The organism is Streptomyces sp. NPDC052023, from assembly GCF_044548465.1.
Lineage (GTDB): Bacteria > Actinomycetota > Actinomycetes > Streptomycetales > Streptomycetaceae > Streptomyces.
In genome coordinates, this window is sequence record NZ_JBIUBW010000010.1 from 93,294 (window position 1) to 111,808 (window position 18,515).

The following is an 18,515-nucleotide window of genomic DNA, read 5'->3' on the forward strand; positions in this document are numbered from 1 at the left end:
GAGAGCTGAGTCCAGAACATGTCCAAGCACACGCTCTCGGTCCTGGTGGAGAACACGCCGGGCATCCTGGCCCGGATCGCCGCCCTGTTCTCCCGCCGCGGCTTCAACATCGACTCGCTCGCGGTGGGCGTCACCGAGCACCCCGACATCTCCCGCATCACGATCGTGGTCAACGTGGAGGACCTGCCGCTGGAGCAGGTGACCAAGCAGCTCAACAAGCTGGTCAACGTGCTGAAGATCGTCGAGCTGGAACCGGCTCAGGCCGTGCAGCGCGAACTCGTCCTGGTGAAGGTGCGCGCCGACAACGAGACGCGCTCCCAGATCGTCGAGATCGTCCAGCTGTTCCGTGCCAAGACCGTCGACGTCTCCCCGGAGGCGGTCACCATCGAGGCCACCGGCAGCAGCGACAAGCTGTCCGCCATGCTCAAGATGCTGGAGCCGTACGGCATCAAGGAACTGGTCCAGTCCGGCACGATCGCGATCGGCCGTGGAGCGCGTTCGATCACCGACCGTTCGCTTCGCGCGCTGGACCGATCGGCGTGACGATGTGAGACGGGCGGCCCGCCCGACACGGGCCGCCCGTATGGCGAGACCCCGAACCTTCCCTTCCCTCCACCGTCATACGGTGGGACGCACCATCTGCACTCCAAGGAGAGACCCAAAGTGGCCGAGCTGTTCTACGACGCCGACGCCGACCTGTCCATCATCCAGGGCCGCAAGGTCGCGGTCATCGGTTACGGCAGCCAGGGCCACGCGCACGCCCTGTCGCTGCGTGACTCGGGTGTCGACGTCCGCGTCGGTCTGCACGAGGGCTCCAAGTCCAAGGTCAAGGCCGAGGAGCAGGGCCTGCGCGTGGTCACCCCGGCGGAGGCCGCCACCGAGGCCGACGTCATCATGATCCTCGTCCCGGACCCCATCCAGGCCCAGGTCTACGAGGAGTCGATCGCCCCGCACCTGAAGGACGGCGACGCGCTGTTCTTCGGGCACGGCTTCAACATCCGCTTCGGCTTCATCAAGCCCCCGGCCGGCGTCGACGTCTGCATGGTCGCCCCCAAGGGCCCGGGCCACCTGGTGCGCCGTCAGTACGAGGAGGGCCGCGGCGTTCCCTGCATCGCCGCCGTCGAGCAGGACGCGACCGGCAACGGCTTCGCGCTGGCGCTGTCGTACGCCAAGGGCATCGGTGGCACTCGCGCCGGCGTCATCAAGACGACCTTCACCGAGGAGACCGAGACCGACCTGTTCGGTGAGCAGGCCGTTCTCTGCGGTGGTACGGCCGCCCTGGTGAAGGCCGGTTTCGAGACGCTGACCGAGGCCGGCTACCAGCCGGAGATCGCGTACTTCGAGTGCCTGCACGAGCTGAAGCTGATCGTCGACCTCATGTACGAGGGCGGCCTGGAGAAGATGCGCTGGTCGATCTCCGAGACCGCCGAGTGGGGCGACTACGTCACCGGCCCGCGGATCATCACCGACGCCACCAAGGCCGAGATGAAGAAGGTCCTCGCCGAGATCCAGGACGGCTCCTTCGCCCAGGCCTGGATGGACGAGTACCACGGCGGTCTGAAGAAGTACAACGAGTACAAGCAGCAGGACTCCGAGCACCTGCTGGAGACCACGGGCAAGGAGCTGCGCAAGCTGATGTCCTGGGTCGACGAGGAGGCCTGAGCCTCACGGCCGCGGGGCCGGAGCGACACTCCGGCCCCGTTGTCCACCTCGTCCAGCCACGGACGAGTGATCCTTCCGCAGAGGCGCAGGACGAGCCATGAAGCGCCACTAGACTGCCGTACATATACGCGTCAGGCCCACAGCGTCGTGCGTCTTCCACGCGGCTAGCCCCTCCTCCGCCTGCGGCCGTCGGGACGGCCGTCCGCATCGCACATGTGAGGACTCACGTGAGCTCGAAACCTGTCGTACTCATCGCTGAAGAGCTGTCGCCCGCCACCGTGGACGCGCTCGGCCCGGACTTCGAGATCCGGCACTGCAACGGAGCGGACCGAGCCGAACTGCTCCCCGCCATCGCCGACGTCGACGCGATCCTGATCCGCTCGGCCACCAAGGTGGACGCGGAGGCCGTGGCGGCGGCGCACAAGCTCAAGGTCGTCGCACGAGCCGGCGTCGGCCTGGACAACGTCGACGTCTCCGCCGCCACCAAGGCCGGCGTGATGGTCGTCAACGCCCCCACGTCGAACATCGTGACCGCCGCCGAGCTGGCCTGCGGTCTGATCCTCGCGACCGCCCGCAACATCCCGCAGGCCAACGCCGCGCTGAAGAACGGCGAATGGAAGCGCAGCAAGTACACCGGCGTCGAGCTGGCCGAGAAGACCCTCGGTGTCGTGGGCCTCGGCCGGATCGGCGCCCTCGTCGCGCAGCGGATGTCCGCGTTCGGCATGAAGGTCGTCGCCTACGACCCGTACGTGCAGCCCGCCCGGGCCGCCCAGATGGGCGTCAAGGTGCTGTCGCTGGACGAGCTGCTCGAGGTCTCCGACTTCATCACCGTCCATCTGCCCAAGACTCCCGAGACGCTCGGCCTGATCGGCGCGGAGGCGCTGCGCAAGGTCAAGCCCAGCGTGCGGATCGTCAACGCCGCGCGCGGCGGGATCGTCGACGAGGAGGCGCTGTACTCGGCGCTCAAGGAGGGCCGTGTCGCGGGCGCCGGCCTCGACGTGTACGCCAAGGAGCCCTGCACCGACTCGCCGCTGTTCGAGTTCGACCAGGTCGTCTCCACCCCGCACCTCGGTGCCTCCACCGACGAGGCGCAGGAGAAGGCCGGTATCGCGGTCGCCCGGTCCGTCCGGCTCGCGCTCGCCGGTGAGCTGGTGCCGGACGCGGTGAACGTCCAGGGCGGCGTGATCGCCGAGGACGTCAAGCCGGGCCTGCCGCTCGCCGAGCGCCTGGGCCGGATCTTCACCGCGCTCGCCGGTGAGGTCGCCGTCCGCCTCGACGTCGAGGTGTACGGCGAGATCACCCAGCACGATGTGAAGGTGCTGGAGCTGTCGGCGCTGAAGGGTGTCTTCGAGGACGTCGTCGACGAGACGGTGTCCTACGTCAACGCCCCGCTCTTCGCCCAGGAGCGTGGCGTCGAGGTGCGTCTGACGACCAGCTCGGAGTCGCCCGACCACCGCAACGTCGTGACCGTGCGCGGCACGCTCGGCGACGGCGAGGAGGTGTCGGTGTCCGGCACGCTCGCCGGCCCCAAGCACCTCCAGAAGATCGTCGCGGTCGGCGACTACGACGTGGACCTCGCGCTGGCCGACCACATGGTCGTCCTGCGGTACGAGGACCGCCCCGGCGTCGTCGGCACGGTCGGCCGGATCATCGGCGAGGCCGGCATCAACATCGCCGGGATGCAGGTCGCTCGCGCGGCGGTGGGCGGGGAGGCGCTGGCTGTCCTGACCGTCGATGACGCGGTGCCCACGGCAGTGCTCGCCGAGGTCGCCTCGGAGATCGGGGCGACGTCCGCTCGTGCGGTGAACCTCGTCTGAGGTTGCCGTCCGTGGGGGCTGCCGCCACCAGGCCCCCGCTTCGGCCCTGAACGGGCCTCTTCCTCAAACGCCGGACGGGCTGAGGTGACTCGGCTCGTCCGGCGTTTCGTTCGTGCGCACCGTCACCCGCCGCAGGCTCACCCCCGCCAGCACTGCCGCCCCCGCCAGCACCATCGCCCCCGCGATCGCCGCCCCCTGCATGCCGCTGGTGAACGCCGCCCGCGCTGCCGCGGCCAGTCCCGGGACCTGGTCGGCGACCGCCAGCGCTCCGCCCAGCGTCTCGCGGGCCGCGTCCGGTGACGAGGCCGGGATCTCGTGGCGGTAGATCGCCGCACCGATCGAGCCGAGCACCGCCATGCCGAGGGCGCCGCCGAACTCCCCGCCGGTCTCCATGAGGGACGAAGCAGAGCCTGCCCGTTCCACCGGGGCGCTGCTCAGGGCGAGGTCCATGATCTGCGACATGACCATCACCAGCCCGGAGGCGAGCACTCCAGAGGCGACCAGCACCAGGGCCATCGCGTCCGTGCCGGCGAAGGCCAGCAGCGCGTAACCGCTCGCCGCGATCAGGAACCCGGCGGTGACGACGTGCGCACGGTGCATCCCCTTCTGCACGAGGTGGGCCGCCATCGGTGCCGCGACGCCGATCGGCAGCGACGGCAGCAGCGCCCACAGCGCCGCCTGCAGCGCGCTCTTGTCGAGCACCGACTGCAAGTACTGCGTGGTGAAGTACGCCGAGCCCATCACCCCGAAGGACGCCACCAGGTTGAGGGCGACGGCGGGGCTGAAGCCAGGGCCCCGGAACAGGGCCGGGGAGATCATCGGGGACGCGGCGGTGCGCTGGCGCTGGACGAACAGCGCCGCGAAGAGCAGACCGACGGTGACGGAGATGACGTACCGGACGTTCCAGCCGTGCGACGGGATCTCCTTCAGGCCGTAGACGACGGGCAGTACCGCGGCCATCGACAGCGGCACGCTGATCCAGTCGAAGCGGCCGGGACCGGGGTCCTTCGACTCGGGCAGCAGGACCGGGCCGAGGAGCAGCAGCAGGGCCATCGCGGGCAGGTTGACCAGGAAGACCGAGCCCCACCAGAAGAACTCCACCAGCACGCCGCTCAGCACCGAGCCGAGCGCGATGCCCGCCGTCATCACGCCGGACCACAGCGCGATCGCCTTCGCCCGCTGGGCCGGGTCGGTGAACATCGTCCGGACCAGCGACAGCGTCGACGGCATCAGGGTCGCACCGCCGATGCCGAGCGCCGCGCGGGCGGCGATGAGCGTCTCGGCGCTGCCGGCGTACGCCGCGACCAGTGAGGCGGCCCCGAACGCGGCCGCGCCGATCAGCAGCAGCCTGCGGCGGCCGATGCGGTCGCCGACCGAGCCCATCGTCATCAGCAGGCCGGCCAGGACGAAGGCGTAGATGTCGAAGATCCACAGCTGCTGGGTGCCGGTGGGCTCCAGGTCCGCGCTGATCGCCGGGATCGCGAAGTACAGCACCGAGACGTCCATCGAGACCAGCAGCAGCGGCAGCATCAGCACGCCGAGCGCGGTCCATTCGCGGCGTCCGGCGCGCGTGTTCGTCGGGTTCGTCGTCATGGCGGTGACTGTACGGACGTATTATACGTCTGTCTAGGACAAACGTATAGGACGCCCGTATAAGAGCAGCGCTACGATGGCGCCATGGGACACCGTGAGGACCTCCTGGAAGGCGCCAAGCGCTGCCTGCTGGAGAAGGGCTTCGTGCGCACCACCGCGCGCGACGTCGTCAAGGAGTCGGGGACCAACCTCGCCTCCATCGGCTACCACTACGGCTCCAAGGACGCCCTGCTCGCCCAGGCGTACATCGCGCTGGTGGAGGGCATGGGGGACGAGTTCGAGGGCGGCGAGGGACGGATCACCGGTGAACCCGGCTCCCTGGAGCGGTTCGGCCAGGTGTGGTCGAACATCATCGGCACCATGCGGGAGCCCGGCTCGATGTGGCGGCTCAGCATGGAGATCGTCGTCATGGGCGACCAGTTGCCCGAAGTGCGCGAACACCTCGCGCGGGCGCAGCGGGAGGCCGGGCGCGGCCTCATCCCGCTGCTCATGGGCGGAGGCGAGGAGGACGTGCCCGACGAGGCCGTGGACACCCTCGGCAAGTTCTACGTCACGCTGATGACCGGCCTCATCGCGCAGTGGACCTTCGATCCCAAGACCGCGCCCACCGCCCAGGAGCTCACCGAAGGCCTGCGGCAGGTGGTCGCCGAGGCCGCGCGGCGACGCTGATCCGCCGTAGGAGCCGAACAGGTCGCGGGTCGCGTCGCTGAGGAATGCGGGGACGCCCGCCGAAGCCGGGCTCCCCGATGCGGCAGCTCGGCGCCGGCCTCGGCCACGCCCCGGCGGCCCCGACTCACGTCACCGCGCCGCCGCTCACAGCCGTGCCCCCTTCAGCACCATGTGCAGCAGGAGCCGGTCCTCGCCGTCGTCCAGGTCGAGGCCCGTCAGCTGTTCCACGCGGGACAGCCGGTAGTACAGCGTCTGCCGGTGGATGCCGAGTTCGGCGGCGGTGCGGGCGGCCTGGCCCGCGCAGTCCAGGTAGATCTCGGCGGTGCGCGCGAGCTCGTGGTGGGCGGGGGAGAGCAGCGGGGCGACGACGGGGTCGTGGGCCGTCTCCGGGGGGAGGGCGGTCAGCAGGCGGTACGGGCCGATGCGGGACCACTCGGCGACCGGACCGAGACGGGGTTCCGCCAGGGCCGCGCGGGCCGCGGCCGTCGCCCCCTGCCAGGCCGCGCCCAGGTCGGCGAGGCCGGTCAGCGGGTCGCCCACGCCGGCCCGGGCGCCCTCCCGCAGCAGCCGGGACGCTGCCGTCAGCGCCGGGGTGCGGACGTCCGTGGAGCGCAGCCGGATGAGCACCGCGAGGCTCTGGGCCGTCGTGCCCCAGGGGATCGTGCACAGGGCCGTCGTGTGCGGCACCGCCCGGGCCGACGGGGCGTCCTCCGGGTCGGCGGACGGCCACGGCGCGACGCACACCACCGCGTGCGGGCCCTCGCCGCGCGGGCCGAGGGCGGTGCGCAGGGCGGCCACCGCCATGTCGCGCTGCCAGCCGCGCTCGGCGGTCAGCACCGCCCGGAACTCGCGGGTGAGGTCGGCGCCGGCCTGCGCCTCGTCGGCGAGCAGCGCGCCGATCCGGCCGGTCACCTCCATGGCCGCGGCCAGCTGGGCGTCCGTGGGGCCGGGTTCGTCGTCGAGCAGCCAGACGTAGCCGAGGACGACTCCCCGGTGGCGTACCGGGAGACAGATACGGCCCCGGTGGACCCCGGCATCGGGGGTGCGGGGGATGCGTACCGGGCCGGTCGCCCGGGTGATGCCGAAGCCCTCGAACCAGGCGCGGACGGCTGCCGTGGAGCGGCGGGTCAGGATCGAGCGGGTGCGGACCGGGTCCAGGGCGGACGGATCGAGGTCGCCCTCGCTGTCGTACGCGCCGAAGGCGATCAGCTCGAAGTCGCGGTTCTCCAGCGTCGCGGGGGCGCCCAGGAGCTCGGAGATCTCGTCGACCAGCTCCTGGTAGTCGTCCCGGTAATCGGCCGTCACCCGGGCATTCTCTCCCATTTCCCGAGGGCCTTCATACATCTGTCTGAGATCCGCGGCACGGATGCGTGACAGCTGTCGATGGCCGACGATCGTAGGGATCCCTAGTTTTCACGGTGGTTCTCCGTGCCGTCCCCGGAACGTCGGGTGCCGGCCTTGTGTTGGTTGTGTCTCTGGAGGTGCCCCGTGCTGGGTCCCGTGATTCTCGCCGCGTCGCGCAGCGACCGGATGCGACGCCTGATGACGGCGGCCCCGGGGACGAAACAGGTCGTCGACCGTTTCATCCCGGGTGAGCGCGTGGACGACATCGTCCCGATCATCGAGGGGCTCACCGGCCGCGGCCTGGAGCTGACGATGGACGTCGTCGGCGAGGACATCACCACCCGTGAGCAGGCCGCCGCCGCCCGGGACGCCTATCTGGAGCTGATCGACCGCCTCAAGCCGCTGGAGCTCGGCGAGCGGGTCGAGATGTCCGTGAAGCTGTCGATGTTCGGCCAGGCGCTCGACGGCGGCCACGAGCTCGCGCTCGCCAACGTCCGCCCCGTCGTCGAGGCCGCCGCCGGGATCGGCACGACGGTGACGCTGGACGCGGAGGACCACACCACCCTCGACTCGATGTTCGCCATCCACGAGGAGCTGCGGAAGGGCTTCCCGCAGACCGGCTGCGTCATCCAGGCCTACCTCTTCCGCACCGAGGCCGACGCCCGCCGCCTCGCCGCGGACGGCAGCCGGGTGCGGCTGGTGAAGGGGGCGTACAAGGAGCCCGCCGAGGTCGCGTACCAGCAGAAGCACGAGATCGACAAGGCGTACGTGCGTGTCCTGCGCACACTGATGGAGGGCGAGGGGTACCCGATGATCGGGTCCCACGACCCGCGCCTGATCTCCATCGCACAGGAGCTCGCGCACCGCGCCGGGCGCAAAATGGACGAGTACGAGTTCCAGATGCTGTACGGCATCCGGAGCGAGGAGCACCTCCGGCTCGCCGCCGAAGGCCACCGCATGCGCGTCTACACCGCGTACGGCACCGACTGGTACGGCTACTTCATGCGACGGCTCGCGGAGAAGCCCGCCAACCTGCGGTTCTTCCTCCGTTCCATGGTCACCAAGGGCTGAACCCGAACACCCGCTCGATTCAAGGAGTTACGGAACACATGGACGCTGTGACCCAGGTCCCCACCCCCGTCAACGAGCCGGTGCACGGCTACGCCCCCGGCTCGCCCGAGCGCGCCCGCCTCGAGATCAAGCTCAAGGAGCTGGCCGAGAACCCCATCGACCTGACCTGCACCATCGGCGGTGAGCGGCGGATGGGCGGCGGTGAGGAGTTCCAGGTCGTGCAGCCGCACAACCACCAGGCAGTGCTCGGCACGTACCGCAACGCCACCCAGCAGGACGCGCAGGACGCCATCGACGCCGCCCTCGCCGCCGCGCCGGCCTGGCGCGCGCTGTCCTTCGACGACCGCGCGGCGATCATCCTGCGCGCCGCCGAGCTGCTGGCCGGCCCGTGGCGCGAGACGCTGGCCGCCTCCACCATGCTGGGCCAGTCCAAGACCGCCCAGCAGGCGGAGATCGACACCCCCTGCGAGCTGGTCGACTTCTGGCGCTTCAACGTCGCCTACGCCCGCCGGCTGCTGGCCGAGCAGCCCCCGGCCAACTCCCCGGGTGTCTGGAACCGCCTCGACCACCGCCCGCTGGAGGGCTTCGTCTACGCGATCACGCCGTTCAACTTCACGGCCATCGCGGGCAACCTGCCCACCGCGCCCGCCCTCATGGGCAACGTGGTCGTGTGGAAGCCGAGCCCGACGCAGACCCACGCCGCCGTGCTGCTGATGCAGCTGCTGGAGGAGGCCGGTCTGCCCAAGGGCGTCATCAACCTCGTCACCGGTGACGGCATCGAGGTCTCCAAGGTCGCCCTGGAGCACCGCGACCTCGCCGGCATCCACTTCACCGGCTCGACCAAGACCTTCCAGTACCTGTGGAAGACGGTCGGCAACAACATCGAGAAGTACCGCACCTACCCGCGCCTGGTCGGCGAGACCGGCGGCAAGGACTTCCTCGTCGCCCACCCGAGCGCCGACCGCGCCGTCCTCAAGACGGCTCTGACCCGCGGTGCCTTCGAGTACCAGGGGCAGAAGTGCTCCGCCACCTCCCGTGCGTACATCCCGGCGTCCCTCTGGAACGACGGCTTCAAGGAGGAGTTCGCCGCCGAGGTCGACCACCTCACCATGGGCGACGTCACCGACCTGTCGAACTTCATCGGCGCCGTGATCGACGAGCGCGCCTTCGCCAAGAACAAGGCCGCGATCGACCGGGCCAAGGCCGACCCGAGCTGCACGGTCGTCGCGGGCGGCTCGTACGACGACTCGGTCGGCTACTTCGTCCGCCCGACGGTCATCGAGTGCACCGACCCGGAGAACGAGGTCTTCACCACCGAGTACTTCGGCCCGATCCTCGCCGTGCACGTCTACGACGACAGCTCGCCCGAGAAGTACGACGAGATGCTGACGCAGATGGAGTCGGTGTCGGACTACGCGCTGACGGGCTCCGTGATCGCGGGCGACCGTGCCGCCGCGGCGTACACCGCGAACAAGCTGCGCTACGCGGCCGGCAACTTCTACATCAACGACAAGTCGACCGGCGCCGTCGTCGGCCAGCAGCCCTTCGGCGGCGGCCGTGCCTCCGGCACCAACGACAAGGCCGGCGCCCCGCAGAACCTGATGCGCTGGACCCTGACCCGCGCCATCAAGGAGACGCTGGTCCCGCCGACCGACTACACCTATCCCCACATGGGCTGACATCTCGTCACCCCACCACCAGGCCAGGGCGCCTCTTTCCCCCGGGAGGCCCCCTGGCCCGCGTGCGTCCGGCGTGGGCAGAATGCCACGGTGACCTGGACGGGAAGTGGGAGCGGGAGCAAGTCCGAGACCGTCACGGCCGACGACGGGACACGGCTGTGGGCCACCCGGTCGGGCCGGGGCGCCGAACCGCTGGTGCTGTGTCACGGCGGACCCGGCCTGTGGGACATGTTCGAGGACGTCGCCGTGATGCTGTCCGACCGGGCCACGGTGATCCGCTGGGACCAGCGTGGCTGCGGCCGCTCCGAGCGGTGCGCGGGGCCCTGGACGACGCAGCGCTTCGTGGCGGACCTGGACGCGGTACGCCGCCACTTCGGCCTGACACACATGACCCTGCTGGGCCACTCCTGGGGCGCACGGCTGGCGCTCGACTACACCCTTGCCCACCCCGGCCGCGTGAACGCGCTGGCCTACGTGGCCGGCACGGGCATAGGGCCGGACGAAGCCTGGCAACCCGGCTACCGGCGGAACTTCCTCACCCGTCTCGGCAGAATCCCCGAACATCTGGCCCGCTGGCACGAGCTGACGTCCGGCGCCCTTCTGAGCCATGAGGAGGAGCGCGAGCAGGCGGTGCTCCGGTGGTCGGCCGAGTTCGTGGACCCCGAACGAGGCATGGAGCACGCCCGCCGCATGGCGGACCCGTGGTTCGGCGTCAACTCCGTGTGCAACAGGTCCCTGATGGCAGACAGCCGGCGCGCACCCGGAATCCATCAGGCCTGCCGAACCCTCGACGTCCCGGTCCTCGTCCTCGACGGAGCCCAGGACATCCGTCCCCGTTCGGCCGTGGACTCCCTGGAGCAGGCGTTACCCCGCGTCCGTCGTGTGTCCCTGTCCGGCGCCGGGCACCAGGTCTGGGTAGAGGACCCAGCGGGCTTTCGCCAGGCGGTAGAGGACGTGCTCGCGTAGGGGGCTGTCGCCGGGGAGGCCGGGGCCGGTGAAGTCGTCGGCCGGGTCGGCTGTCCCTCCTCCACCGGGTCCGGGCTGCGGGGCAGCCGCCGCGCTGCCCCCGCGATACTGGCCCCATGACCACCCGTACCGTCCACACGTCCGGCCTGGCCGCCGCCGAGCTGAGCGCCCTGCGGGACTTTCTGCGCGACGCCTTCGACGGCGACTTCGACGGCACCGACTGGGATCACGCGCTGGGCGGCATGCACGCCCTCGTCCACGACGGGCGCGGGCTCGCCGCGCACGGGGCGGTCGTCATGCGGCGGGTACGCCACGGGCAGCGCTGGCTGCGGGCCGGATACGTCGAGGCGGTGGCCGTACGGCACGACGTGCGGCGCACCGGACTCGGAGGCCGGGTGATGGCGGCCCTGGAGGACATCATCAGCCGCGCCTACGCGCTGGGTGCCCTCTCCGCCAGCGACGACGGAGCCCGGCTGTACGAGGCCCGGGGCTGGCAGGCGTGGGGCGGGCGGGTCTGCGCGCTCGGACCGGACGGAGTGGTCCGGCTGCCCGAGGAGGAGGGCTCCACGTACGTCTGGCCCGCATCCGCCGCGGCCGAGGGCGACCTCGTCCTCGACTGGCGGGACGGTGATGTCCTTTAGGGAACGCGCAGGTCAGTGTCGTGTGACGTAATCGGCCGTCTCAGATAGTAGGAAGCCCAAGTAATTGTGGAGACAGGCGCTCCGTCCTCGCCTAGTTTTGTAGGAGCCGAACGTCTCGCTCGATCCAGCGAATGGCGGTCGTGAGCCGGGCCCCGTGCAGGCAACCCCTGCGGCACCGCTCCCCGCCCCACCCGGCGTCTCGAAACCCCTGCCGTACTCCACGCATTCGAAGGAGTCGATTTCCCATGGCCGAGACGACCTCCCGCCGCCGAGTCCGTCACGTCTCCCGTACGAGCGACTCCGACCGCAAGAACGCCGCGGCCGCTCTCCAGCGCGCCCTCGACCGCCGGGACAACGGCGGCGAGACCGGCCACTGAGGCCGGCCGCCCGGCCGTCCGGGAGCCGCACCCGACGAGGTGTGGCGCGGACACCCGCGCCCGCGCCGCACCTCGAGGTGCCCGACGCGCTGACCTCCCGCCGCCGGCGCCCCGACCCGCGCCGCACCCTGTCCGTATCGCGGACACGCCATGTCATTGCATGGGACGAGGAGTAGGGTGCCCGCATGTCTCGCAGCATCGATCTCGCAGTGATCCCCGGTGACGGCATCGGCCAGGAGGTCGTGGCCGAAGGCCTGAAGGTCCTCTCCGCCGCGCTCCCGCAGGATGTGAAGCTGGAGACCAAGGAGTACGACTTCGGCGCCCGGCGCTACCACGCCACCGGTGAGACCCTCACCGACGCCGACCTCGACGCCCTGAAGCAGCACGACGCCATCCTGCTGGGCGCGATCGGGGACCCCGGCGTCCCGTCCGGCGTCCTGGAGCGCGGCTTCCTGCTCAAGCTCCGTTTCGCCTTCGACCACCACGTCAACCTGCGCCCCTCGAAGCTGCTGCCCGGCGTCGCCACCCCGCTCGCCGGTGAGCCGCAGATCGACTTCGTGGTCGTCCGTGAGGGCACCGAGGGCCCGTACACCGGCAACGGCGGCACCATCCGCAAGGGCACCGCACACGAGGTCGCCACCGAGGTGTCCGTCAACACGGCCTACGGTGTCGAGCGCGTCGTCCGGGACGCCTTCGCCCGCGCCCAGGCCCGTCCGCGCAAGAAGCTCACGCTGGTCCACAAGAACAACGTGCTGACCTTCGCGGGTCACCTGTGGACGAACGTCTTCAACAAGGTGGCCGGGGAGTACCCCGAGGTCACCACCGAGTACATCCACGTCGACGCGGCGACCATCTACCTGGTCACCCAGCCCGAGCGGTTCGACGTCATCGTCACCGACAACCTCTTCGGCGACATCATCACCGACCTCGCCGCGGCCGTCTCCGGCGGCATCGGCGTCGCCGCGAGCGGGAACATCAACCCGTCCGGTGAGTTCCCGTCGATGTTCGAGCCCGTGCACGGTTCCGCGCCCGACATCGCCGGCCAGGGCAAGGCCGACCCCACCGCCACGGTCCTCTCCGTCGCGCTGCTGCTGCGTCACCTGGGCCTGGAGGCCGAGGCGGCCCGGATCGAGGAGGCGGTCGCCGCCGACCTCGCGGAGCGCGTCGGCAAGCCGTCCCGCAGCACCGCCGAGATCGGCGACGCGCTCGCGGTACGAGTAGCCGGCTGACCCTCCCCACTGCCCTGAGGGCGTGGGGGGCGACCCCCGGGCCACTCGGAACACCGCTGCAGCGCGACTGCAGACTTCGAAGCCGCCGGGTCGCAATCCGCACCCGGCGGCTTTTCACTGTCCCCGCCGGGTGCGACCATCAACCCTGGGCCGCATTCACGCCGTTTCGTCCACGGCAACCCGCGCGCGATAATCGGACGCGGAGCCGCGGAATGAGGGAATGCTCGGACGTCCTAGCACTGGCCACTGGCTGTACGGGCGTGAGCGCGGCCCGTCACTACCAACGGTGAAGGACAAACCACTGATGACGACGCCCACGATCGAGCTCAAGCCCTCCGCCAACCCGCTCTCCGACGCGGAGCGCGAGGCGATCCTCTCCAGCCCCGGCTTCGGCCGCCACTTCACCGACCACATGGTCACGATCAAGTGGACCGAGGGCCGCGGCTGGCACGACGGACAGCTCGTCCCGTACGCGCCGATCTCCCTCGACCCGGCCACGAACGTCCTGCACTACGCGCAGGAGATCTTCGAAGGCCTGAAGGCCTACCGCCGCCCCGACGGCTCGGTCGCCACCTTCCGCCCCGACCAGAACGCCCTGCGCTTCCAGCGCTCCGCGCGCCGGCTCGCGATGCCCGAGCTGCCGGTCGAGACGTTCATCGAGGCCTGTCACGCGCTGGTCCGCCAGGACAAGGCATGGGTCCCGGCGCACGGCGGCGAGGAGTCCCTCTACCTGCGCCCCTTCATGATCGGCACCGAGGTCGGACTCGGTGTGAAGCCCGCCAACGAGTACCTCTTCCTCGTCATCGCCTCCCCGGCCGGTGCCTACTTCCCGGGCGGCGTCAGGCCGGTCTCCATCTGGGTCTCCGAGGACCGCGTGCGCGCCGTCCCCGGCGGCATGGGCGACGCCAAGACCGGCGGCAACTACGCGGCGTCCCTGCTGGCCCAGGCCGAGGCCGCGACCAAGGGCTGCGACCAGGTCTGCTACCTCGACGCCGTCGAGCACAAGTGGGTCGAGGAACTGGGCGGCATGAACCTGTACTTCGTGTACGGCAACAAGATCGTCACGCCCACCCTCACCGGCTCGATCCTGGAGGGCGTCACCCGCGACAGCCTCCTCGCCGTCGCCCGCGACCTCGGTTACGAGGCCGAGGAGGGCCGGATCTCCGTCGACGAGTGGCAGCGCGACTCGGAGAACGGCAGCCTCACCGAGGTCTTCGCCTGCGGTACGGCGGCCGTGATCACGCCGGTCGGCACGGTCAAGCGTGCCTCCGGCGAGTGGCAGCAGTCGGGCGGCGAGCCCGGCGAGGTCACGCTGCGCCTGCGCCGGGCCCTCCTCGACATCCAGCGCGGCACGGCCGAGGACACGCACGGCTGGATGCACCAGCTGGCCTGAGCGGCCGGTCCGCCCGCGCGCGAGAGCCGCACAGCGCACACAGCCCCGAGGCCCTGTTGCGGCACTAGAGGCCGGCTGTCGCCCGGGCCGTCGTGGAGTTGCCCTCCTCGGTGGCCCGGGAGCGCTGCGGGAGCAGCACATAGGCCAGACCGCCCACCGCCCCGGACAGCAGGAAGCTGCAGTCCACCCCGCCGGTCAGCGCCAGCAGCGGGCCCTGGTACGACGGCAGTGACACCGCGAGCACGCCCACGCCCGCGCCCAGTGCCCAGGAGACGGTGGCCGGCACGTTCCAGCCGGACCGGAACCAGTAGACCCCGCCCCGCGCCCGGCGGTTGTAGACCTGGAGCGCCTCCGCGTCGTACACACCGCCGCAGCGGACGAAGCCGATCAGGGTGATCACCGCCCAGGGCGTGCCGATCGCCGTCAGGAGCAGGACGAAGGACGTCATCGCGGCCTGCGCCTGCCAGGCGTAGTGGCCGGCGAAGACACACGCGGTGGCGACGACCGCGACCGCGCAGGTGGCCCGGGCACGGGAGGCGCGCGGCAGGATGGCGTCCAGGTCGAGGCCCATCGAGTAGAGCATCAGGCCCGCGTTGCCGACCGAACCGGCGGAGGCGGCCAGCAGCAGCGGGATCAGGTACCAGGCCGGGGCGGCCGTGACCAGCGGCCCGGCGTAGTCGAGGGCGGCGCGGGCGGCGTACGCGGTGAAGGTGCCGAAGAGCTGGGGGACCAGCAGCCCGAGCAGCAGGCCCAGCCAGGTCGCGCGCAGCACCCGGCGGGAGGAGTGGCGGGCCGGGGACAGGTAGCGGGTGTAGTCGCCGAGCAGCGTGATGAAAGCGATCGGGCCGGACAGGCCGGCGGCCACCGTGGCCAGCACCCAGGTCGGCCAGAAACCGCCGAGCAGATGACCGCCCGCCTCCGGGAGGGCGCCGGTGGTGAAGGCCGGGGCGTAGGCGATGAGCCCGAGCGCGAGCAGGCCGGTCATGCCGATCGCGAGGACGCGGGACAGGGCGAGCAGCACGCGGTAGCCGTGGATCGCGGCGGCGACGGTGGCGGCCGCGAGCAGGGCGTAGACCAGGCCGTAGGACAGACCGCTCGCCGGCATCCCGAACAGCCGCTCCAGCACCCGCACCGTCACGTCGCCGCCGATCCACACGGTCAGCGCGGTGTAGCCGAGGGCGAGCAGCAGCCCCACCACCGACCCGACCAGCCGGCCGCGCACGCCGAACTGGGCGCCGGAGGAGGTCGACAGGTTGGTGGCGGTGCGCAGGGAGATCAGGGCGAGCGGGGCCGTGACGGCCGTGCCGGCGACGGTGCCGACCAGGATCGCGCTCACCGAACCCCACCAGTCCAGCCCGAAGGACGGCGGCAGCCAGCCGAAGACGATCACTCCGAAGCAGAGGTTGGAGCCGAGCAGGATCGATACGAGGTCGCGCGGTGTGCTGGTGCGCTCCTCGTCGGGGATGGTGTCGACTCCGCGCTGTTCCATCGGCATGGCTGGTCTCCTTCGACGGCCGCCAGTGATCTCCGGGCTGTTTTGAGCGGTGTTCAATGTGGCGTCCGCCGAGTCCCTCCGTCAACATTTCCGTTCTGGGAATCTCATGTTTAGAGTGATGTTCTAAAGCGGGGATGACAAGGAGGTGCCCGCGTCATGAGACTGACCCCCACGGAACGTGACCGGCTGTTGCTCTTCTCGGCAGCCGAGCTGGCCCGGTCCCGCAGGGCCCGTGGCCTGAGGCTGAACGTGCCGGAGGCCACCGCGCTGATCGCGGACACCGTCTGCGAGGCGGCCCGTGACGGCGCCCGGCTCGCCGAGGCCGTCGAGCGCGCCCGTGCGGTGCTCGGCCCGGACGACGTCCTGCCGGGCGTGGCGGACGTCGTGACCGAGGTGCACGTCGAGGCCGTCTTCGACGACGGCTCACGGCTCGCGGTCGTGTCCCACCCCCTCGGCGGCGGGCTCGGGGAGCGGGCGCCGGGCGCGCTGCTGCCGGGCCCGGACCACGCCGAGCCCGAGGCGGTGGTGCGGCTGACCGTCACCAACACCGCGACCGTCCCGGTCTCCGTGACCTCCCACTTCCACTTCTTCGAGGCCAACCCGCGCCTGGACTTCGCACGGGCCGGCGCCTACGGGATGCGGCTCGCCGTGCCCGCCGGGTCGTCCGTGCGCTTCGGGCCGGGGGAGACCCGCGAGGTCGGGCTCGTGCCGATCGGCGGCGAGCGGATCGCGATCGGCTTCGCCGGGCTGGTCGACGGGCCGCTGGACGCCCCGGGGGCCCGGGAAGAGGCCCTGCGACGAGCCGCCGCCTGCGGATATCTGGGCGTCACGGCAACCACACCGGAAGGAGGCGAGCGATGAGCCGCTCGAAGGGGCGCGAGATCAGCGAGTCGATCCACGTCGACCCGCACGCCTACGCCGCCACCCACGGCCCCCGCGCCGGCGACCGGATCCGCCTCGGCGACTCCGGCCTGACGATCCGCGTGGAGTCCGACTCCCAGCGCTACGGCGACGAGTTCCTGGCCGGATTCGGCAAGACCGCCCGCGACGGACTGCACCTGAAGGCCGCCGCCGTTCGCGAGACCTGCGACGTCGTCATCAGCAACGTCGTCGTGATCGACGCGGTGCAGGGGATCCGCAAGGTGTCCATCGGCATTCGCGAGGGCCGGATCTGCTCGATCGGGCGGGCCGGGAACCCCGACACCCTCGACGGGGTCGACGTCGTCGTCGGCACCGGCACCTCGATCGTGTCCGGAGAGGGCCTGATCGCCACCGCCGGGGCCGTCGACACCCACGTCCACCTGCTGTCGCCGCGGGTCATGGAGGCCTCGCTGGCGTCCGGCGTCACCACGATCATCGGCCAGGAGTTCGGGCCGGTCTGGGGCGTCGGAGTCAACTCGCCGTGGGCGCTCCGGCACGCGTTCGGCGCGTTCGACGCCTGGCCGGTCAACATCGGCTTTCTGGGCCGGGGTTCGTCCTCCCACGGCGCCCCGCTGGTCGAGGCGCTGGCCGAGGGCGGGGCGAGCGGCTTCAAGGTGCACGAGGACATGGGCGCCCACACCCGCGCCCTCGACACCGCGCTGCGTGTCGCCGAGGAGCACGACGTCCAGGTCGCCCTGCACAGCGACGGCCTGAACGAGTGCCTCTCGGTGGAGGACACCCTCCGTGTCCTGGAAGGCCGCACCATCCACGCCTTCCACATCGAGGGCTGCGGTGGCGGACACGTCCCGAACGTGCTGAAGATGGCCGGCGTCCGCAACGTCATCGGCTCCTCCACCAACCCCACCCTGCCCTTCGGCCGGGACGCGGTCGCCGAGCACTACGGCATGATCGTCTCCGTCCACGACCTGAAGACCGACCTGCCGGGCGACGCCGCCATGGCCCGCGACCGCATCCGCGCCGGGACCATGGGCGCCGAGGACGTGCTGCACGACCTGGGCGCCATCGGCATCACCTCGTCGGACGCGCAGGGCATGGGGCGGGCGGGCGAGACGGTGCGCCGTACGTTCGCCATGGCCGGCAAGATGAAGGCCGAGTTCGGCGCGCCGGACGAGCACGACAACGAGCGCGTCCTGCGGTACCTGGCCAAGCTGACCATCAACCCGGCCATCGCCCACGGGCTTTCGCACGAGGTCGGCTCCATCGAGGCTGGCAAGCTCGCGGATCTCGTGCTGTGGCGGCCGGAGTACTTCGGCGCCAAGCCGCAGCTCGTGCTCAAGGCCGGCTTCCCGGCGTACGGCGTCGTCGGCGACCCCAACGCGGCCACCGACACCTGCGAACCCCTGGTACTGGGCCCGCAGTTCGGCGCCCACGGCGCCACGCCCGCCGAGATCTCCGTCGCGTTCGTCGCCCAGGCCGCCCTCGACCAGGGGCACGACACCATGCCGACCAGGCGCCGCAGGGTCGCCGTGCGCGGCACCCGCGGGATCGGCCCGGCCGACCTGCGCCTGAACTCCCGTACCGGACAGGTCGACGTCGACCGGCGCACCGGACTGGTCACCCTCGACGGCGACCCGCTGCGCTCCGAACCGGCCGAGTCCGTCTCCCTCAACCGTCTGTACTTCCTCTAAGGACCCGCG

16 protein-coding genes are annotated in these 18,515 nt (G+C 71.1%); 13 read left to right on the top strand and 3 right to left on the bottom strand.

Translation table 11 applies throughout. The features are described from left to right. Positions 1–18: 18 nt before the first annotated feature. The 3 genes from ilvN to serA all read left to right on the top strand — a co-directional run bounded on the left by ilvN (position 19) and on the right by serA (position 3,479). Positions 19–543, top strand: a complete 525-nt coding sequence (gene ilvN / locus ACIHCM_RS21105; protein ID WP_059128941.1) for an acetolactate synthase small subunit — start codon at positions 19–21, stop codon at positions 541–543. Positions 544–663: 120 nt separating this feature from the next. Next, a complete protein-coding gene (gene ilvC, locus ACIHCM_RS21110) occupies positions 664–1,662 on the top strand; it encodes a ketol-acid reductoisomerase (protein WP_399898013.1) in 999 nt (332 codons plus the stop codon). Between the two features lie 227 nt (positions 1,663–1,889). Beyond that, on the top strand, positions 1,890–3,479 hold the full coding sequence (gene serA, locus ACIHCM_RS21115) for a phosphoglycerate dehydrogenase (RefSeq protein ID WP_399898015.1): 1,590 nt from the start codon (positions 1,890–1,892) through the stop codon (positions 3,477–3,479). Positions 3,480–3,542: 63 nt separating this feature from the next. Here serA and ACIHCM_RS21120 read toward each other — a convergent pair whose 3' ends face one another. Continuing rightward, entirely contained in the window at positions 3,543–5,072 is a 1,530-nt protein-coding gene (locus ACIHCM_RS21120; RefSeq protein ID WP_399898017.1) for an MFS transporter, read from the bottom strand. 84 nt (positions 5,073–5,156) lie between these two features. Here ACIHCM_RS21120 and ACIHCM_RS21125 point away from each other — a divergent pair, with 84 nt between their 5' ends. Then, a complete protein-coding gene (locus ACIHCM_RS21125; RefSeq protein WP_399898019.1) occupies positions 5,157–5,741 on the top strand; it encodes a TetR/AcrR family transcriptional regulator in 585 nt (194 codons plus the stop codon). A 144-nt stretch (positions 5,742–5,885) separates the two neighbouring features. Here the strand turns inward: ACIHCM_RS21125 and ACIHCM_RS21130 are convergent, their stop codons facing one another. Next, complete coding sequence (locus ACIHCM_RS21130) at positions 5,886–7,064, bottom strand: PucR family transcriptional regulator (protein WP_399898021.1); 1,179 nt, start codon at positions 7,062–7,064, stop codon at positions 5,886–5,888. Positions 7,065–7,229: 165 nt separating this feature from the next. Here ACIHCM_RS21130 and ACIHCM_RS21135 point away from each other — a divergent pair, with 165 nt between their 5' ends. The 7 genes from ACIHCM_RS21135 (at position 7,230) to ACIHCM_RS21165 (ending at position 14,441) form a co-directional block, all read left to right on the top strand. Next, positions 7,230–8,156: a proline dehydrogenase family protein gene (locus ACIHCM_RS21135; RefSeq protein ID WP_399898022.1), complete on the top strand. Its 927-nt coding sequence runs from the start codon at positions 7,230–7,232 to the stop codon at positions 8,154–8,156. 38 nt (positions 8,157–8,194) lie between these two features. After that, on the top strand, positions 8,195–9,835 hold the full coding sequence (gene pruA / locus ACIHCM_RS21140; RefSeq protein WP_399898024.1) for an L-glutamate gamma-semialdehyde dehydrogenase: 1,641 nt from the start codon (positions 8,195–8,197) through the stop codon (positions 9,833–9,835). Between the two features lie 90 nt (positions 9,836–9,925). Then, on the top strand, positions 9,926–10,801 hold the full coding sequence (locus tag ACIHCM_RS21145; RefSeq protein ID WP_399898026.1) for an alpha/beta fold hydrolase: 876 nt from the start codon (positions 9,926–9,928) through the stop codon (positions 10,799–10,801). Positions 10,802–10,917: 116 nt separating this feature from the next. Continuing rightward, positions 10,918–11,442 (top strand): GNAT family N-acetyltransferase, encoded by a 525-nt coding sequence (locus ACIHCM_RS21150; RefSeq protein ID WP_399898028.1) that lies wholly within the window; start codon positions 10,918–10,920, stop codon positions 11,440–11,442. Positions 11,443–11,687: 245 nt separating this feature from the next. Continuing rightward, the gene (locus ACIHCM_RS21155) at positions 11,688–11,819 is read left to right on the top strand and encodes a hypothetical protein (protein WP_399898030.1); all 132 of its coding nucleotides are present in this window, start codon (positions 11,688–11,690) and stop codon (positions 11,817–11,819) included. A gap of 185 nt (positions 11,820–12,004) precedes the next feature. Beyond that, on the top strand, positions 12,005–13,048 hold the full coding sequence (locus ACIHCM_RS21160; protein WP_399898032.1) for a 3-isopropylmalate dehydrogenase: 1,044 nt from the start codon (positions 12,005–12,007) through the stop codon (positions 13,046–13,048). A 304-nt stretch (positions 13,049–13,352) separates the two neighbouring features. Beyond that, positions 13,353–14,441: a branched-chain amino acid aminotransferase gene (locus tag ACIHCM_RS21165; RefSeq protein WP_399898034.1), complete on the top strand. Its 1,089-nt coding sequence runs from the start codon at positions 13,353–13,355 to the stop codon at positions 14,439–14,441. A 64-nt stretch (positions 14,442–14,505) separates the two neighbouring features. Here the strand turns inward: ACIHCM_RS21165 and ACIHCM_RS21170 are convergent, their stop codons facing one another. Next, positions 14,506–15,936 carry a cytosine permease gene (locus ACIHCM_RS21170; RefSeq protein WP_399898036.1) on the bottom strand — a complete coding sequence of 477 codons (1,431 nt, stop codon included), beginning with the start codon at positions 15,934–15,936 and terminating at the stop codon, positions 14,506–14,508. Between the two features lie 156 nt (positions 15,937–16,092). Between ACIHCM_RS21170 and ureA the strand changes: the two genes are divergently transcribed. After that, positions 16,093–16,797: an urease subunit gamma gene (gene ureA / locus ACIHCM_RS21175; RefSeq protein WP_399898038.1), complete on the top strand. Its 705-nt coding sequence runs from the start codon at positions 16,093–16,095 to the stop codon at positions 16,795–16,797. Continuing rightward, positions 16,794–18,506, top strand: coding sequence for an urease subunit alpha (locus tag ACIHCM_RS21180; RefSeq protein WP_399898040.1), 1,713 nt, complete (start codon positions 16,794–16,796; stop codon positions 18,504–18,506). Before ureA ends, ACIHCM_RS21180 begins: the two co-directional genes overlap by 4 nt. Positions 18,507–18,515: the final 9 nt, after the last annotated feature.

What these genes read in the sequence shown, in the direction of transcription:
- ilvN (WP_059128941.1), top strand. Translation starts at nt 19, where the DNA reads ATGTCCAAGCACACGCTCTCGGTCCTGGTGGAGAACACGCCGGGCATC.
- ACIHCM_RS21120 (WP_399898017.1), bottom strand. Translation starts at nt 5,072, where the DNA reads ATGACGACGAACCCGACGAACACGCGCGCCGGACGCCGCGAATGGACC.
- ACIHCM_RS21125 (WP_399898019.1), top strand. Translation starts at nt 5,157, where the DNA reads ATGGGACACCGTGAGGACCTCCTGGAAGGCGCCAAGCGCTGCCTGCTG.
- ACIHCM_RS21130 (WP_399898021.1), bottom strand. Translation starts at nt 7,064, where the DNA reads ATGGGAGAGAATGCCCGGGTGACGGCCGATTACCGGGACGACTACCAG.
- pruA (WP_399898024.1), top strand. Translation starts at nt 8,195, where the DNA reads ATGGACGCTGTGACCCAGGTCCCCACCCCCGTCAACGAGCCGGTGCAC.
- ACIHCM_RS21150 (WP_399898028.1), top strand. Translation starts at nt 10,918, where the DNA reads ATGACCACCCGTACCGTCCACACGTCCGGCCTGGCCGCCGCCGAGCTG.
- ACIHCM_RS21155 (WP_399898030.1), top strand. Translation starts at nt 11,688, where the DNA reads ATGGCCGAGACGACCTCCCGCCGCCGAGTCCGTCACGTCTCCCGTACG.
- ACIHCM_RS21160 (WP_399898032.1), top strand. Translation starts at nt 12,005, where the DNA reads ATGTCTCGCAGCATCGATCTCGCAGTGATCCCCGGTGACGGCATCGGC.
- ACIHCM_RS21165 (WP_399898034.1), top strand. Translation starts at nt 13,353, where the DNA reads ATGACGACGCCCACGATCGAGCTCAAGCCCTCCGCCAACCCGCTCTCC.
- ACIHCM_RS21170 (WP_399898036.1), bottom strand. Translation starts at nt 15,936, where the DNA reads ATGCCGATGGAACAGCGCGGAGTCGACACCATCCCCGACGAGGAGCGC.
- ureA (WP_399898038.1), top strand. Translation starts at nt 16,093, where the DNA reads ATGAGACTGACCCCCACGGAACGTGACCGGCTGTTGCTCTTCTCGGCA.
- ACIHCM_RS21180 (WP_399898040.1), top strand. Translation starts at nt 16,794, where the DNA reads ATGAGCCGCTCGAAGGGGCGCGAGATCAGCGAGTCGATCCACGTCGAC.